We start from the raw sequence: 16,416 nt of genomic DNA, 5'->3' as shown, positions 1-16,416 counted from the left end.
AAAAGCTGGGGGATGGTATGACGGACGCGGCAACCAACAAGGGCGACACCGCTCTGGAGGACATCCTTGCGGATGCGGATACAGGCGGACGGTCCCCGACCGGAGGCTTTGACAAGGCGGCCCTTTGGTATCTGCCGCTGGTCTGGGCCATCTACCAGCTTTGGATCGCATCTCCCTTGCCCTTCATGCTGGGCATGGGCGTGTGGAATGACACGCAGACCCGCGCGATCCACCTCGGCTTTGCCGTTCTTCTTGCCTTCCTTGCCTTTCCCGGCCTGAAATCCAGCCCGCGCCACCACATCCCGAAAATCACGTGGGTGGTGGCGATCGTCGCTGCGATTGCCGCGTCTTACCTATGGTGGGATTATCGCGGCGTCGCGCAGCGGACCGGCAACCCAAGCACGACAGATGTCATCATGGCCGGTGTGGGCCTCGTCCTGCTGCTCGAGGCTGCGCGCCGCTCGCTTGGTCTGCCGTTGATGGGCGTGGCCCTGTTCTTCCTCGCTTACGTCTTCTTCGGGTCGTGGTCCGGACTGCCCGAAGTCGTGCAGTGGAAGGGGGCATCCTTCAACAAGGCGATGAGCCACATGTGGCTGACGACCGAGGGCGTGTTCGGCGTCGCTCTGGGCGTGTCCTCTGGGTTCGTGTTTCTGTTTGTGCTGTTCGGCTCGCTTCTGAACCAGGCGGGCGCGGGCAACTACTTCCTGAAACTCGCCTTTGCCGCCCTTGGCCACCTGCGTGGCGGACCGGCCAAGGCCGCCGTCATCGCCTCTGCCGCCACGGGCCTGATCTCGGGATCGTCCATCGCCAACGTCGTGACCACCGGCACGTTCACCATCCCGCTGATGAAAAAGGTCGGCTTCCCCCACCAAGGCGGGCGCGGTCGAGGTGTCGTCCTCGATCAACGGCGTTTTGACACCGCCTGTGATGGGGGCCGTAGCCTTTCTGATGACAGAGTATGTCGGGATTTCCTATGTCGAGGTGGTGAAGACCGCGATTGTCCCGGCGGCGATTTCCTATGTCGCCCTGGTTTACATCGTCCACCTCGAGGCGCTGAAGATGGGCATGACCGGCACCAGCCGCATGAACCCGATCAAGTTCATGCTGGGCGCGATCTTTATCATCGCCATTTCCATCGTGATTGCGGGCGGCCTGCTGTTTGCGACCGGTCTGGTTGTCGACACGCTCGGCTCGGTTTTCGGGGGCGCGTCGCTTTATGTGATCCTTGGGCTGATACTGGTGGCCTACATCGCCGCCGTCCGCTTTGCCGCGCAGGGGCCGGATTTGGACATGAGCCTTGAGTCCATGCAGCACCTGCCGCCAACCAAGGAGATTTTCAAAACCGGCATCCACTACCTCATGCCGATTTTGCTGTTGATGTACCTGCTGATGATCGAGCGGAAATCGCCGGGCCTCTCGGCGTTCTGGTCGACGGTGTTCATGCTTTTCATCCTGCTCACGCAGAACCCGCTCAAGGCATATTTCCGCAAACAGGGTGACGTCGTGGGCCAGATCAAGAACGGGTTTTCGGACATTGCCGAAGGCATGATCGCGGGCGCGCGCAACATGATCGGCCTTGCGGCTGCGATGGGTGTTGCCGGGATCATCGTCGGCGCTGTGACGCTGACCGGCATTGGCCAGGTGATGGCCGAATTTGTCGAGTTCCTGTCGGGGGGCAATCTGCTCGCCATGCTGTTCTTTGTTGCCGTGATCTCGATCATCCTGGGCATGGGTCTGCCGACAACGGCGAACTACATCGTGGTGTCGTCGCTGATGGCCGGGGTCGTGGTTGAACTGGGTGCGCAAAACGGTCTGATCGTGCCGCTGGTCGCGGTCCACATGTTCGTCTTCTACTTTGGGATCATGGCGGATGTGACGCCACCTGTGGGCCTCGCCAGTTTCGCGGCCGCCGCAATTTCCAAGGGGGATCCGCTCAAGACCGGTTTCCAAGCGTTCTTCTATTCGATCCGGACCGCGCTTTTGCCGTTCCTGTTCATCTTCAACACCGATCTGCTGCTGATCGACGTGGGGCCGGTGCAGGCCGTGTTCGTCTTTATCACCGCGCTGATTGCCATGCTGCTCTTTGCGGCGGGCACGATGAACTACTTCATGGTGAAATCACGACTGTGGGAAAGTGCGGCGCTATTGCTGGCCGCGTTCATCCTGTTCCAGCCGGGATACTTCCTGAACCAGTTGCAGCCTGAATTTGTCTCGCGTCCAGGGGCCGAGCTGTTCACGATGGCCGAGGCGGCAGATGACAATGCATCGCTGCGGGTGCGCCTGTCGGGCGAGAACCTGAACGGGGATATGGTGGACGCGCGGTACCTGTTGCCGGTGGGCCCGATGGGCGAGGATGGCAGCACCCGATTGTTGAACGGTGCGGGTATCGAATTCCGCGATGAGGACGGCAAGATTTTTGTCGACAACCTGAACTTTGGCGGACCCGCCGAACAGTTGGGCATCGACTTTGACTGGGAGGTGGTCGAACTGGACGTCGCCGCAGACCGCGCACCCAAAGAGCTGTTCTACATCCCTGCGCTGCTGTTGTTGCTGGTGGTCTGGCTGCTGCAAATGCGCCGCAAGCGTACACATGAGGCTGAGGAAGCAATCGCATGACAGAGCATATTCTTTGCGCGGTCGATCTGACCCATTCCGAAGACGCACGCAGCCTGCTGAGAGAGGCGGATCGCCTTGCAAACCTGTACGACGCGACGCTCAGCGTGGTGACTGTCCTGCCCGACTACAACTCGTCCTGGGTGGGCAGTTTTTTCAAGGATGGCACGTTGAAAGAGGCGGCGCAGGCGGCAAACGAGGCGCTGCATGCGCTGGTCAAATCCGCATTGCCTGACCGTGAACAGGTGCAGCACATCGTTGAAATCGGCGTGGTCTATGAACAGGTGCTGAAAGCCATTGGGCAAAGCAACGCGGACATGGTGATCGTGGGGGCGCACAAGCCCGACATGGCAGACAAGCTGCTGGGCCCAAACTCGGCCCGGATCGCGCGGCTGTCGCCAGTGTCGACGCTGGTTTTCAGGATGTAGCGGCGGGCGGGCGGCCTACCTGTCCCGCGGCCCGATAAAGTCGTGCAGCAACGCGTTGAACATATCCGGCTTTTCCAGGTGAACGGCGTGGGCGCATCCGGGTATGACGGCCAGACCGGCCTTTGGGATGTTCTGCCACAGCAACTGGATCTGTTGCCACGGATAGGTGCGGTCGCCATCGCCCCACATCACCAGCGTTTCGGCGCTGATCTGCGCCAGTGATCCCTCGCCTGACCAGGCCTGCATGGCGTCAAGCCCCGCCGTGATTGCGGGCAGCCCGGCCTGCTCTGCAATTGCTGCACAGCCTTCGAATGCGGGGGCGTCTTCGCGATCCAGAAACCAGGTGGCGGCGATGCGTCGGGCGGTGGCCCGTGCCCCGTCGCTTACCGCCCGCTGTTTGCTGGTTTCAATCGTCTCGAACCGTCCGGGCAACACGCCCACGGCGCCCGTTGCGTATAGAACCAATCGTTCAATGCGCTCACTGTCCAGGCGCGCGATCTCTTGCGCGATCATGCCACCCATCGAATGACCCAGAAGGTGATAGCGCCCAACCCCGCGGCGCGTGAGGTCCCCGATCACCCAGTCCGCAAATTCGCGGATCGCCGCAATGGGGGGCTGGTCTGCGCTGTTGCCGAACCCCGGCAGATCGACGGCGATGATGTCCTGATGCTGCGCCAGGGCGCGCATCTGCGGCGCCCATTGCCCACTTCCGCCCATGAACCCATGGACCAGAACGAGGGGTGTCACTTGCGCTGGCCCTGCACGATACGATCAAGGATCATGGCGCAGAACAGGATCGCGAACCCGGCCAGGATACCCTGACCGACATTGGCGTATTGCAGCGCTTCCAGCACGTCCTCGCCCAGTCCCTTGGCCCCGATCAGCGAGGCCACAACAACCATCGCCAGCGACAGCATGATCGTCTGGTTGATCCCCGCCCGAATGGACGGACTGGCAAGGGGCAGATCAACCCGCGTCAGCAGATACCACTTGTTCGCCCCGAACGAGATTGCGGCCTCGCGCACGCTATCCGGCACGCCGCGCAGGCCAAGGACAGTCAGGCGCACAACAGGCGTGCCGCCAAAGATCATCGTGGTGACAACGGCGGCCGGTTTGCCGGTGCCGAAAAACGCGATCACGGGGATCATGAAGACGAAGGCGGGCATCGTCTGCATAAAATCCATGATGGGCTGGATGAACGAATAGAACCGTGGGCGGCGCGCACAGAACATCCCCAGCGGGATGCCGATGATGATCGAAAGGCAGGCGGCGGTGCCCAGCAGCGCCAGCGTCGTCATCGCCTTTTCCCAGAACCCCAACAGCCCCATGTAGGACAGGAAAGCCGCCGACCAGATCGCGGTGCGAATGCCAGCGGTGAGCCATGTGAGCAGCACGATAAGGCTCGCGATCACGATCCACGGCGTGCTGACAAAGACCAGCTCCAGCGCGTCGAGGATCATCCGGATACCATAAGTGATGAAGTCAAACAGCACCTCGCCATTGGCCACGCAGAAGGCAAAGAACGCCTCGACCCATGCGATGCTGGTCAGGCGGTACTCCGGGTTGGTCGGAAAGTCGCTGAGCAGGCTGAAGCGACCCGGAAAGCTGTAGTGCATCATGGCGGCGACCACGATCAGCACCATGAAAATCGCGCTGAAGACGATGTGCGGCACGGGCAGGCCAGAGCGCACGTCGGAGTTCGACAGCCACTCGGAAAAACGCGACTCAAGGGCCCAGTTGGCAACGGTGGCCTGCACGGCCTTGACGACGATCAGGATGATCAGGCCGGTTAGGGCAATCCATATCCCCTGTTCCGACAGCGCCTCGGCCTCGGCCCGGATGCCGCCGATGGCCCCCTCGAGCGAGTCGACGGTGCGTTGATAGACGTCGACCTTATCCGACTCGCTTTCGATGGCTGCGGCCAGTTGTTGGCGGCGCAGTTCAAGCGTGCCTTCGATCGAGGCGATGCGCGCAAAGGCATCGGCCGCCAGATCGCCGAACAGCCCCCGCGCCATCTGGACGAAGGCCAGCGTTTCCAGGATCAGGAAGGGCAGGGCCCATGACCACAACCCGCGCGCACCGAACCAGACGGGTCCGAACAGACCGGCCATGGCATTGAAGGTCGCGGTGAACTTGGCGCTTTCGCCGATCTTGTCGAATTGCGCGATGTAGTAATCTGGGTTCGTCCGAACAAACCGGCGGATGTTGTCGCGCCGCTCTGATGCGTAGGCAAGGGCGGCTTCGGTATCCGTCGCTTCCAGCGGGTTTTGCATATCATCTTTCATGACATTTCGGTCCCTTCAACAACGGTGCGCAGGATATCGCTGCGGGTGATGACGCCAACGTCAGCCTCGTCCCGGGTGACGAGGATTGCGCTGTCATGATCAATCGCCAGATTGATCAGCGTGCTGAGTGTTTCGTCGGCGCCCACGCGGGGCGCACCATCGGCCAATGGCCCTTCGCGCTGCATGTAGGCATCAAGGGGCTGCATCACCGCATGGGCATGGACGACCTTGAGGCGCGAGATGCCAGCGACGAAATCGGCCACATAGTCATCGGCGGGGTTCATCACGATGTCTTCGGCCGTGCCGGTTTGCACCAATCGCCCGTCGCGCATGATCGCGATGCGGTCGCCGATGCGCACGGCCTCGTCCAGATCGTGCGTGATGAATACGGTGGTTTTCTTGAGGATTTTCGACAGACGGATGAATTCATCCTGCAACTGGCGGCGGATCAACGGATCAAGCGCGCTGAAGGGTTCGTCCATCAACAACACGTCCGGGTTGGCGGCCAGCGCACGGGCCAGCCCCACGCGCTGTTGCATGCCGCCCGACAATTCATGTGCAAACTTGGATCCCCACGCGCCCAACTCGACAATGTCGAGGATCGCGGCGGCCTGACGCATGCGGTCATTCTTGCTGACCTGCCGGATTTCCAAGGGCATCGCCACGTTGTCGAGGACCGAGCGGTGCGGCATCAGGGCAAAGTTCTGGAACACCATGCCGATCTTGCGATTGCGGAAGGATTGCAGCTCTTTCGGGCCCAGGCCCATGACATCGGTGCCTTCGATCAGGATCTGGCCATCGGTGGGTTCGAGCAGGCGATTGAAGTGGCGCACCAGGGTCGACTTGCCACTGCCGGACAGGCCCATGATGCAGAAAATCTCGCCCCGATTGACCGACAGGCTGACATCGGCCACGCCCACAACGGCGTTGAATTTGTCGAGCACTTGGGCCTTGTTCAACCCCTGTTCGCGGATCGCCTTCAACGCGTCCTTGGGGTGCGCGCCAAAAATCTTCCAGACATTGGAGATTTCGATAACGGTTTCATCACTCATGACGGGGTCCGTTTTCCGGGGGCGCGGCGCAGGGGCAGTGCCGGTGGGTGGGATGGGCCCGCACATGTCGGGCCCAACGGTCTTTTCAGGTCATCTGCAGCTTACAGACCCAGCCACGCGTCAACACGCTCGGGGTTGGCGTCGACCCATTCTTTGGCCACTTCAGCCGGATCACGACCCTTGCCGCTGATCTCATAAGCAAAGTTGCTGACATCGCTGGCTTCGAGCGAGAAGCGTTCGAAGAATTCCGCAATCGCAGGCGAACGATCAGCCAGCGAATTCGACCATGCGATTTGCACCTCTTTCAGGTCGTCCTTGGTGGCGACGCTGGATTTTTCATACCAGTCGGCATCATCCGAGGGCTGCACCATGACGTATTTCGCCGGGTCAAATGTCGGCTCGCTCAGCATGACAACGTCGAACTGATACCAGACGGCATGGGGCTCATAGCAATAGAACGCATAGCCTTCGCCCTTTGCGATGGAATCCTTGATGCGCGCGGTTTTCACGCTTTCCTCGGCGCGGATCGGCTCGATGAAATCAAGCAGGCCGTAGTCGCGCACCTTGACCTCGTTCACGTTGGCCGAGGCCCAGCCGGGTGCGCCGATCCACATCTCGCCCTTGCCATTGCCATCGCTGTCCATCAGCGCGGCCACATCCGGGCGGCCCAGATCAGCAATGTCGGTGATGTCGTTGGCGGCTGCAAAGTCCTTGGACACGCAGAAGCCCTGGTTGCCCGCATAGGGGTTCGAGGACAGGGTCACCGTGCCGGCGCCATCCACATACTGCTTGGTAAAGCTTTCCTGGTTGGGCAGCCAAACGTCAGGGTGCACGTCGATATCGCCTTTGCCCTGATCCATCGCCTGGAAGATGGTCGCGTTGTTGCCGGGCACAAATTCCACAGTGCCGCCAATGCGGTTTTCGACAACCGCGCCCAGCAGATGCGCGATGGCCTGCGCGCCCGTCCAGGTTGGTACGCCGATCTTGACTTCCTCGGCGAAGGCGGGCGCGCTGATCGCTGTCAGCAACGTCGCCGTCAAGATTTTGTTTTTGAGTGACATTCCTAGTCTCCTTGTTGAAGTGCTTTTTTTGTTTGTTATTCCGTATATCCGGGCAGGCCAAACGTGTCTGTGTATCCAAAAAGTGCCGCGCTCCCGCCGGTATGAAGAAACACCACGTTGTCCATTCCGTCAAAGTAGCCTTTGCGGATTTGATCGATCAACCCATCAAGGCCCTTGCCGGAATAGACGGGATCAAACAAAAGCCCCTCGGTCTGTGCCAGCAGTTTGACGGCTTCGATCATGCCATCCGTCGGCAGGCCGTAACCCGGCCCGACATAGTCGCAATTGGCCCGCACATCGCTGCGCGCGATGTGCAATCCGGTGCCCATGTAGTCTGCCGTGCGCTGGGCCAGGTCAAAGACCATCTGTTCCTGTTTGTCTTGTGGCGCGCGGACTCCGATGCCCAGCAGGTGGATATCGCTCTGGATCGCGGCCAGGCCTGCGACCAGTCCGGCTTGGGTGCCCGAACTGCCCGTCGCGTGCACTAGCGCGTCAATCGTCAAACCCGTCTGTGCCGCCTGTTCCGCCAGTTCGCGGGCGCAATTCACGTATCCCAAGGCCCCGATCGGGTTCGAGCCGCCGCCGGGGATGATATAGGGTGTCTTGCCATCCTGGATGAGGGTTTCGGCCAGCGCCTCCATCTCGGCATTCATGTCGGTGCCGCCGTTGCGTTTGGACACGCTCGCGCCATGCAGACGGTCAAGCAGCACATTGCCATTCATGATGTAGTTGGGATCGTTCGACCCCGTGCGATCCTCCAGCAGGATGTGACAGGCCATGCCGAGTTTCGCCGCCGCCGCCGTGGTTTGTCGGGCGTGGTTGGATTGCGTTGCACCTTGCGTGATGATCGTATCCGCCCCCTGTTGCTGGGCGTCGGCCATCAGGTATTCCAGCTTGCGGGTCTTGTTCCCGCCCGACGACAGCCCGGTGCAGTCATCCCGTTTGACCCACAAACGCGGCCCGCCAAGGATTTCGCTCAGCCGGTCCATCGGCTCCAGCGGGGTCGGCAGGTGGCCCAGCCGCACCTTGGGAAATTTTGCAAGGGCAATCGACAGCTCCTTGCAGAGGCTGGCGGTCAATTCCGGTGAGTTGGATGCATCGCGCTCAGCGATCTGATCGGTTTCGGTCACGCCCCATGGTCCTCCGCTCTGAGTCGGCCACAAGCTTCGCTAAGTGCATGGCGGAAAAATAGTGCTTTTTTGTTGGGCCGCTCATACCGTTGCTTTGGGCAAAGAGGGGTGTTGCGCATGGATATGCAGTGGTTGGACGATGTGTTGGTGTTGCTGGAAGAGCGCAACATGACCCGCGCTGCTGCCCGGCGAAACATAACCCAGCCTGCGTTTTCAAGGCGCATTCGCAGTTTCGAGGATTGGCTTGGGGTGCGTGTTCTCGACCGGGGCACCAATCGCGTTGATATCAGCGACGCGCTGTTTTCCAACGAGGCAGAGATCCGGGCCTTGGTCACTCGTATCCGGGATCTGCGCGCAAAAATTGTGCATTTCGATGCTGCCAGTTCGACCGTTTCCATCGCGGCACAACACGCCCCGGTGTTTTCCACCTTTCCCGACATGGCGCTGCGGGCCAAGCGCGATCTGCCGTCGTTGCGGTTCAGGCTGCGGGCGGGCAATTTGCGGGACTGCGTGTCGATGTTCCTGCGCGGCGATACCAGCATGCTGCTGTGCTACGAATCCGAAAACGCAGGGACGTTGCAGTTCGGGCCGGGTATCCGGCGCGCACTTTGGGGCATCGACTATCTTGTGCCGGTGGTCGGTGGGCCGCTGCGCTATGCGGTCAAGGACAACGGGGACGTGCCGGCCGACACACCTGCCATTGTCTATCCCGACAACAGCTACTTTGCAGAGGTCCTGCGCAAGGGCGAACGCATGTTCGGCACACAGGGCTTCAGCGGCAACCCCACCTGCGAAACGGCGTTTTCCAGCGGCATCCGGGAACTCGTGTTGCGGGGCCTTGGGGTGGGGTGGCTGCCCTACAGCATGGCGCATCGCGAGATCGAGAGTGGCGAACTGATCTCTCTTGCCAACCGGTTCGGTCAAGAACCGCTCGACGTGGCGATCTACGCCGACACGAAAGATGCGATGTCGCTGTCGCTGCTGGATGTCTGGGCCAAGTAGAGCCGCCCCTGATCAGCGCCGTATAACTATCTGAAATTCAGGCGCTTTGCCCAAGCTGGCCCGCACGGTGTTCTGCGATCAACCGCGCAGGCAATGACATGGCGGCGGCTAAAAGTTTTCAAACTGCACGCTTGCGCGGCGCAAAATATGCTGCATAGATTAATTTATGAGCAGAAAAAGGACGCAAATACTGCGCGCCCTGATCATCTTGTGCCTGCCGGGCCCCGCATTCGCTGACGACGCGCTGTTGCGTTTGTTTGCAGGCTGTGCCGGTCGCATCTCTGCTGAAATGGAACATGCGTGGCTGATGAACGACGACCGCGCCGAGGTGCTTGAGGCGCAGCGGCTGCAATTTGTCTCTATCCTTCAGGCCATCATGCCGCGCGATCAGGCCCGCGAGACCCTGAACATGCGGATCGACGCCAAGATGGCGCATTCCGCCATGTTGACCACGGCCGTCTTCGGCACGGATCCCAAGCTGGCGCGGATGGCAAAGCGGCAGGCGATGGTGCGGGTCCAAGATTGCCAAAACTTGCTGCTCGACGGCTGATTACTGCGCATCAGTGCGATTTTATCGCTGATTTATTGCGCACACACCGCGAAACCTGCCCAAAAAACAATCATGGGCTGTTGTTAGCACAACAAACAGGCAGACCGGACTCGGCCCCCGCAACACGACCTTCATAAATGCCCGAGCGGCCCGACAGGGGCTGTTTGGATGTGCGGCAGTGTTGGCCTGGAAACCTGAACACCACCGCACGTGGCAACATGAATGTGCCGGGGGTGATATGAGGCGTGTCTGCCTGTTTCGCAATGCCCCTGGTGTGATGCGCTAGAGGAAACGCAATGAAAAAATCCCTTCTCGGTACAACCGCGGCTATTTTGATGGGCACCGCTCTGCCCGCACTGGCCTGCGACGCCCCCATCAAGGTCGGCGTGCTGCACTCGCTGTCTGGCACGATGGCGATCTCTGAAACCACGCTCAAAGACACTATGGAAATGCTGGTCGAACAGCAAAACGCCGCTGGCGGCGTGCTGGGCTGCGAGCTCGAAGCCGTGGTTGTCGACCCCGCCTCCGACTGGCCACTGTTCGCGGAAAAGGCGCGCGAGCTGCTGACCGTGCACGAGGTTGACGTGATTTTCGGCAACTGGACATCCGTGTCGCGCAAATCCGTGCTGCCCGTGATCGAGGAACTGAACGGCCTTCTGTTCTACCCTGTGCAATACGAGGGTGAAGAATCCTCCAAAAACGTCTTCTACACCGGCGCCGCGCCCAACCAGCAGGCGATCCCGGCCACCGACTACTTCCTCGAGGAACTGGGTGTCGAGAAATTCGCGCTGCTGGGCACCGACTATGTCTATCCCCGGACCACGAACAACATCCTCGAGGCCTATCTGAAGGACAAGGGCATCGCGGGCGAAGACATCTTTGTGAATTACACACCCTTTGGCCACTCTGACTGGTCCAAAATCGTCGCCGACGTTGTCGCGCTGGGCGCAGACGGCAAGAAAGTCGGCGTGATTTCGACCATCAACGGCGACGCCAACGTGGGTTTCTACAAGGAACTGGCCGCTGCCGGTATCTCTGCCGATGACATCCCCGTCGTCGCCTTCTCGGTCGGTGAGGAAGAACTTGCCGGTCTCGACACCTCCAACCTCGTCGGGCACCTCGCCGCATGGAACTATTTCCAATCCGCCGAATCCGATGCCAACGACGCATGGGTCGAAGCGTGGAAAGCCCGCATGGGTGAAGAGCGCGTGACCAACGACCCGATGGAGGCCCACTATATCGGCTTCAACATGTGGGTGAACGCGGCCACTGCGGCAGGCACGACAGATGTCGATGCGGTGCGCGACGCAATGTATGGTCAGGAATTCCCGAACCTGACGGGCGGCACGGCCGTCATGCTGCCCAACCACCACCTGGCCAAGCCGGTCCTGATCGGCGAAATCCAGGAAGACGGGCAGTTCGACATCATCAGCCAGACAGCCGAAGTGCCGGGCGATGCCTGGACCGACTTCCTGCCGGAATCGGCTGTGCTCAAGTCCGATTGGAAAGAACTGGGTTGCGGTATGTACAACACCGAAACCAGCACCTGCGTGCAGATCAAGTCGAACTACTGATCACTCTCAAATGACACTCCGGGGGGCGGCGCGCTGCCCTCCGGTCCATCAAGGAACACGTGCGCATGCGACGATTGCTGTTTATGATCTGGTGCGTGATGTGCGCCCTGCCTGCGGCTGCCCAGAACGCCGACGCCCCCATCCAGCAATTGATGCAGACCCATGGCGATGAGATCGCCAAGGCCTCGCGCCGCACCATCCAGCCCGCGATTGACGCACTGACCGCCAGTGGCTTGCCCGCCGCGCAGGACGTGATGGAACGCTGGCAGGCCAAAGAGGTGTGGCAGGAAAAAGAAACGGGTCTGTTCGTCTTTGCCGAAGAGATCGACCGCGACACGATCCGCATCTTTGACGTGGCCGATGGGGCCGAGATCGGAGAGGTCGAGGACAAGGGCTACAAGCAGCTCAAACCCAACAGTGGTGTGCGCGGCCTGATCGCTGCCTCGCTGGTCAAATTCCAGCTGACCGATGACAGCCCCGCCATTCGCCGCCTTGCGCTCGATGCGATTGCCCGCGACCCCAAGGAAAGCCATCTGGGCGCCCTGCGCGATGTGATCGCGACAGAGCCGAGCCCCGCGCTGGCCGCCCTCATGACCCGGCAAGAGCGTCTGTTGACGATCGCGTTCGGTGCCGACGATAGCGAACGCATCGATGCGATTGCGTTCTTCAAGGGTGATCTGGGCGTGGATGCGCGCGCCGCGCTGAACCCGCTGGTCGCCACACGGATCGAAGTGGCCGAGGCCGTCCCTCAATCACCAGAGGTCGTGCGCGTTCTTGAACCGGGCGATGACGCACTGCCCAAGGTCGACGCCTACGCGCTGCTGGTGCGCAACGATCTGGCACCGCCCCTGATCCCGCCCAGCGAGGTGCGCGAGGCGCTGATCCGCAACATCGACGGCGGTGCCGTGGCGGGCGTGCAGGTCGCCACCCTCTCCACCGACAGCGCCCGGAATGCCGCCTTTGCCACGCTGGTCGAACAAGGCTTGGCCGAACCCGCCGCCACCGTGGAAGAGATCGACGCCTCCCTCGCGGCATTCCAATTCTTCGAGGTGTTCATCGGGGCCCCGCCCAATGTCGCCATCGCCGCGCAGGACGTGCTGTCAGGCATCGAAACCAGCGTCGCGCTGAACCAGACGGCGGATCTGGTACTTGATGGTGTATCGCTCGCCTCGATCTATTTCCTCGCCGCGATTGGCCTTGCCATCACCTTCGGCGTCATGGGCGTCATAAACATGGCGCACGGCGAATTCATCATGATGGGCGCCTATACGGGCTATGTCGTGCAACTCTTCGTGCCCGATCACACCCTGTCGATCCTGCTCGCGATCCCACTGGCGTTCATGGTGACCTTCGCCGCCGGTGTCGCGATGGAGCGGTTGGTGATCCGCTGGCTCTACCACCGCCCGCTGGAAACCTTGCTGGCCACGTTCGGTGTGTCCATTGCGCTGCAACAACTGGCGAAGAATATATTTGGCACCCAGGCCCGCCCGCTGACGGCGCCGGGTTGGCTCGACGGGTCCATGGTGATCAACGACATCGTGGCGATCAGCTATATCCGCATCGCGATCTTCATCCTCGCCCTCATCTTCCTGGCCGTGTTCCTGATCGTGATGAACCGCACCCGGCTGGGGCTCGAGGTGCGGGCCGTCACACAGAACCCGCGCATGGCCGCCTCCATGGGCATCAACCCGGATCGGATCAATATGCTGACCTTCGGCTTCGGCTCGGGCATCGCAGGCATCGCAGGTGTTGCCATCGGGCTCTATGCCAAGGTCACCTCGGAAATGGGCGCCGACTACATCGTTCAATCCTTCATGACCGTGGTCGTGGGCGGGGTCGGCAACATCTGGGGCACGCTGCTGGGCGCCACCATGGTCGGCTTCCTGCAAAAGGGGATCGAGTGGCTGAACCCGTCCAACACGCTGGCGGCGCAAACCTACATGATCCTGTTTATCATCCTGTTCATCCAGTTCCGCCCCCGGGGCATCATCGCCCTCAAGGGCCGCGCGGCGGAGGCGTAGGGCATGACCGATACAGCTTCATTGTTCCCCAAATATGCACAAAAACCCCGCCCTTTCATCGCGCGCCACCCCTCGGTGCTGATCTTCATCGCCTGCCTCGCGCTGTTCACGCTTGGCGTCACGGTGCTGTCCGAAGGGTTCGGGATCGGCGTCATCTCGACCAGCTTTGTCAAGACGCTGGGCAAGACGCTGTGCCTCTGCCTCGTCGCGCTCGCCATGGATCTCGTCTGGGGCTATTGCGGCATCCTCAGCCTCGGGCACATGGCGTTTTTCGGCATCGGCGGTTACGCCATCGGCATGTGGCTGATGTATGCGCGCACCGAAATCATCGTGGTGCAAAGCCTTGCGGCTGCCCCGCTGCCCCCCACGGCCGGAGAGATATCGCAAGGCATCGCCACGCAGATCTTCGGCGTTGTCGGCGCTTCCGAATTCCCGCCCATCTGGGCCGTTGCCCATTCGCTGCCCCTGCAACTGGCCGCCGTGGTGATCGTGCCGGGCCTGTTGGCGCTGATCTTTGGTTGGCTCGCCTTCCGCAGCCGGGTGACGGGTGTGTACCTCTCGATCCTGACACAGGCGATGACACTGGCCCTCGCCCTCTACCTGTTCCAGAACGACAGTGGGCTGCGCGGCAATAACGGGCTCTCCGGCCTGCAAAACCTGCCCGGCCTTGGCGATGTGCCGCAATCAACCGTGTCGATCTGGTTCCTATGGGCCTCCGCAGTGGCGCTGGGCCTTGGCTATCTGCTCTGTGCCTGGGTGGTGTCGGGCAAGTTCGGCTCCGTCATCCGTGCCATTCGCGATGACGAGGCGCGCGTGCGCTTTCTGGGCTATTCGGTCGAGGCCTACAAGCTGACCGTTTTCACCCTCACGGCGGTCATCGCGGCCGTTGCCGGCGCGCTCTACTACCCACAGGCGGGCATCATCAATCCGGCGGAGATTGCCCCCATCGCCTCGATCTACCTTGCGGTCTGGGTCGCCATCGGCGGGCGCGGGCGGCTTTACGGTGCGGTGATCGGGGCGGCCTTTGTCTCCCTTGTCTCCACATGGTTCACAGGCGGGCAGGCGCCGGATGTGAACCTCGGCTTCTACACGATCTCCTGGGTGGATTGGTGGACCGTCCTGCTGGGCTTTTCCTTTGTTGTGGTGACGCTCTTTGCGCCCAAGGGCATCGGTGGGCTGATTGATCTGATGCCCGGCCCGAACCGCCACGGTGCGGACCTCGGCCCCGATGCAGGGTCCTTGCGCGAAAGGGAGGCAGATAAATGAGCACCCTTCTCGAAGTCTCCGGCGTGTCAAAGTCTTTTGACGGGTTCAAGGCGATCAACAACCTGTCCTTCCAGATCGGCGAGCCTGAATTGCGCGCCGTGATCGGCCCCAACGGGGCAGGCAAGACAACCTTCATGGACATCATAACGGGTAAAACGAAACCGGACGAGGGCCGCGCGATTTTTGGCGAAAAGTCCGTGTCGCTCCTCTCCATGTCCGAAAGCCAGATCGCGCAGGCGGGCATCGGGCGCAAGTTTCAGCGCCCGACGGTGTTCGAGGACCAGTCGGTGACCGACAACCTGATGATGGCGCTGAAAAAGGATCGCAGCCCCTGGGCCGTGCTCCGCTTTCGCCCCGCACGCGAGGATCATGCCGCGGTGGCACGGTTGGCGGATGAGATCGGATTGACTGACCAGCTGCACCGCAAGGCGGGCGAACTCAGCCATGGGCAAAAACAGTGGCTCGAGATCGGCATGTTGCTGGCACAGGACCCGCGCCTGTTGCTGGTGGACGAACCCGCCGCGGGGATGACCCCTGCAGAACGCGAACACACGACCGACATTCTGGTCGAGGCGGCCAAGACGCGCGCGGTTGTGGTGGTGGAACATGACATGGAATTCGTGCGCCGCCTGAACTGCAAGGTGACCGTGCTGCACGAAGGGTCCGTGCTGGCCGAAGGGTCGCTGGACCACGTGACGGCGGATGAGAAAGTGATCGAGGTGTATCTTGGCCGATGAAGTCCTGCAGATCAGCGATCTGACGCTGCACTATGGCGGCAGCCAGATCCTCAACCGGGTCAATGTCACCGCCAAGCGGGGCGAAGTGACCTGCGTGATGGGCACCAATGGCGTGGGCAAGACCAGCCTGCTCAAGGCGATCTCGGGCACGCATCCCCGCTCGGGCGGCTCCTACCATCTGGACGGGGTCGAGATCGGGCGCGCCAGTGCCCATGCGTTGGCACAACAGGGCGTCGCCTATGTGCCTCAGGGGCGCGAGATTTTTCCGTTCCTGACGGTGCGCGAAAACCTTGAAACCGGCTTTGCCTGCCTGCCACGCAGTGACCGCACGGTGCCGGACGAGATTTTCGATCTGTTCCCCATCCTCAAGGAGTTTCTGAGCCGCCGTGGCGGGGACCTTTCAGGCGGGCAGCAGCAGCAACTGGCCATCGCCCGCGCGCTTGTCACCCGGCCCAAACTCCTGTTGCTGGATGAACCGACCGAGGGCATCCAGCCCAACATTATCCAGCAGATCGGGCGCGTGATTTCACAACTGCGCGCACGCGGTGACATGGCGATTGTGCTGGTCGAGCAGTATTTTGATTTCGCCCGCGAGTTGGGGGATCAGTTCCTCGTGCTGGAACGGGGTGCGGAGAAACTGCGCGGGCGCGCAGGGGATATTCCGCGCGACACTTTGCTGGCAGCCGTTTCGGTCTAG

At 61.4% G+C, this 16,416-nt stretch carries 13 protein-coding genes and 1 pseudogene; 9 read left to right on the top strand and 5 right to left on the bottom strand.

Going from position 1 to position 16,416, the window contains the following annotated elements; genetic code table 11:
• Positions 1-17 precede the first annotated feature (17 nt).
• Both ACMHLQ_RS08685 and ACMHLQ_RS08680 read left to right on the top strand, forming a co-directional pair.
• Positions 18-2,616 (top strand): annotated as a pseudogene (locus tag ACMHLQ_RS08685) (TRAP transporter permease).
• Positions 2,613-3,041, top strand: coding sequence for a universal stress protein (locus ACMHLQ_RS08680; RefSeq protein ID WP_415404378.1), 429 nt, complete (start codon positions 2,613-2,615; stop codon positions 3,039-3,041). The pseudogene ACMHLQ_RS08685 and the gene ACMHLQ_RS08680 overlap by 4 nt, the downstream one beginning before the upstream one ends.
• Positions 3,042-3,056: 15 nt before the next feature.
• Here the strand turns inward: ACMHLQ_RS08680 and ACMHLQ_RS08675 are convergent, their stop codons facing one another.
• The 5 genes from ACMHLQ_RS08675 to ACMHLQ_RS08655 form a co-directional block, all read right to left on the bottom strand.
• Positions 3,057-3,788 (bottom strand): alpha/beta fold hydrolase, encoded by a 732-nt coding sequence (locus ACMHLQ_RS08675; protein ID WP_415404377.1) that lies wholly within the window; start codon positions 3,786-3,788, stop codon positions 3,057-3,059.
• Positions 3,785-5,326 (bottom strand): ABC transporter permease, encoded by a 1,542-nt coding sequence (locus ACMHLQ_RS08670; RefSeq protein ID WP_415404376.1) that lies wholly within the window; start codon positions 5,324-5,326, stop codon positions 3,785-3,787. Before ACMHLQ_RS08670 ends, ACMHLQ_RS08675 begins: the two co-directional genes overlap by 4 nt.
• On the bottom strand, positions 5,323-6,378 hold the full coding sequence (locus tag ACMHLQ_RS08665; RefSeq protein ID WP_415404375.1) for a quaternary amine ABC transporter ATP-binding protein: 1,056 nt from the start codon (positions 6,376-6,378) through the stop codon (positions 5,323-5,325). The genes ACMHLQ_RS08670 and ACMHLQ_RS08665 overlap by 4 nt, the downstream gene beginning before the upstream one ends.
• Positions 6,379-6,479: 101 nt before the next feature.
• Positions 6,480-7,439: a glycine betaine ABC transporter substrate-binding protein gene (locus tag ACMHLQ_RS08660; RefSeq protein WP_415404374.1), complete on the bottom strand. Its 960-nt coding sequence runs from the start codon at positions 7,437-7,439 to the stop codon at positions 6,480-6,482.
• Between the two features lie 35 nt (positions 7,440-7,474).
• The gene (locus ACMHLQ_RS08655) at positions 7,475-8,488 is read right to left on the bottom strand and encodes a D-cysteine desulfhydrase (protein WP_415405255.1); all 1,014 of its coding nucleotides are present in this window, start codon (positions 8,486-8,488) and stop codon (positions 7,475-7,477) included.
• Positions 8,489-8,686: 198 nt separating this feature from the next.
• On the opposite strand from ACMHLQ_RS08655, the gene ACMHLQ_RS08650 reads away from it, so the two are divergent.
• The 7 genes from ACMHLQ_RS08650 to urtE all read left to right on the top strand — a co-directional run bounded on the left by ACMHLQ_RS08650 (position 8,687) and on the right by urtE (position 16,416).
• The gene (locus ACMHLQ_RS08650) at positions 8,687-9,571 is read left to right on the top strand and encodes a LysR family transcriptional regulator (protein ID WP_415404373.1); all 885 of its coding nucleotides are present in this window, start codon (positions 8,687-8,689) and stop codon (positions 9,569-9,571) included.
• 166 nt (positions 9,572-9,737) lie between these two features.
• Positions 9,738-10,121 (top strand): hypothetical protein, encoded by a 384-nt coding sequence (locus ACMHLQ_RS08645; protein WP_415404372.1) that lies wholly within the window; start codon positions 9,738-9,740, stop codon positions 10,119-10,121.
• 296 nt (positions 10,122-10,417) lie between these two features.
• Positions 10,418-11,695 carry an urea ABC transporter substrate-binding protein gene (urtA, locus tag ACMHLQ_RS08640; RefSeq protein ID WP_415404371.1) on the top strand — a complete coding sequence of 426 codons (1,278 nt, stop codon included), beginning with the start codon at positions 10,418-10,420 and terminating at the stop codon, positions 11,693-11,695.
• 65 nt (positions 11,696-11,760) lie between these two features.
• Complete coding sequence (gene urtB / locus ACMHLQ_RS08635) at positions 11,761-13,716, top strand: urea ABC transporter permease subunit UrtB (protein WP_415404370.1); 1,956 nt, start codon at positions 11,761-11,763, stop codon at positions 13,714-13,716.
• Positions 13,717-13,719: 3 nt separating this feature from the next.
• Positions 13,720-14,982, top strand: a complete 1,263-nt coding sequence (urtC, locus tag ACMHLQ_RS08630) for an urea ABC transporter permease subunit UrtC (protein WP_415404369.1) — start codon at positions 13,720-13,722, stop codon at positions 14,980-14,982.
• Positions 14,979-15,719, top strand: coding sequence for an urea ABC transporter ATP-binding protein UrtD (gene urtD / locus ACMHLQ_RS08625; RefSeq protein ID WP_415404368.1), 741 nt, complete (start codon positions 14,979-14,981; stop codon positions 15,717-15,719). Before urtC ends, urtD begins: the two co-directional genes overlap by 4 nt.
• On the top strand, positions 15,709-16,416 hold the full coding sequence (gene urtE, locus ACMHLQ_RS08620; protein WP_415404367.1) for an urea ABC transporter ATP-binding subunit UrtE: 708 nt from the start codon (positions 15,709-15,711) through the stop codon (positions 16,414-16,416). Before urtD ends, urtE begins: the two co-directional genes overlap by 11 nt.

Source organism: Tateyamaria algicola (genome assembly GCF_047715485.1).
Taxonomy (GTDB): domain Bacteria; phylum Pseudomonadota; class Alphaproteobacteria; order Rhodobacterales; family Rhodobacteraceae; genus Tateyamaria.
The sequence above is the reverse complement of the archived record's forward strand: the minus strand, read 5'-3'. Positions and strand labels throughout refer to the sequence as shown.

Bases quoted from the DNA above. Each gene is read 5' to 3' on its own strand.
- urtA (WP_415404371.1), top strand. From the start codon at position 10,418: ATGAAAAAATCCCTTCTCGGTACAACCGCGGCTATTTTGATGGGCACC.
- ACMHLQ_RS08645 (WP_415404372.1), top strand. From the start codon at position 9,738: ATGAGCAGAAAAAGGACGCAAATACTGCGCGCCCTGATCATCTTGTGC.
- urtC (WP_415404369.1), top strand. From the start codon at position 13,720: ATGACCGATACAGCTTCATTGTTCCCCAAATATGCACAAAAACCCCGC.
- ACMHLQ_RS08660 (WP_415404374.1), bottom strand. From the start codon at position 7,439: ATGTCACTCAAAAACAAAATCTTGACGGCGACGTTGCTGACAGCGATC.
- ACMHLQ_RS08650 (WP_415404373.1), top strand. From the start codon at position 8,687: ATGGATATGCAGTGGTTGGACGATGTGTTGGTGTTGCTGGAAGAGCGC.
- ACMHLQ_RS08665 (WP_415404375.1), bottom strand. From the start codon at position 6,378: ATGAGTGATGAAACCGTTATCGAAATCTCCAATGTCTGGAAGATTTTT.
- ACMHLQ_RS08680 (WP_415404378.1), top strand. From the start codon at position 2,613: ATGACAGAGCATATTCTTTGCGCGGTCGATCTGACCCATTCCGAAGAC.
- ACMHLQ_RS08670 (WP_415404376.1), bottom strand. From the start codon at position 5,326: ATGAAAGATGATATGCAAAACCCGCTGGAAGCGACGGATACCGAAGCC.
- urtD (WP_415404368.1), top strand. From the start codon at position 14,979: ATGAGCACCCTTCTCGAAGTCTCCGGCGTGTCAAAGTCTTTTGACGGG.
- urtB (WP_415404370.1), top strand. From the start codon at position 11,761: ATGCGACGATTGCTGTTTATGATCTGGTGCGTGATGTGCGCCCTGCCT.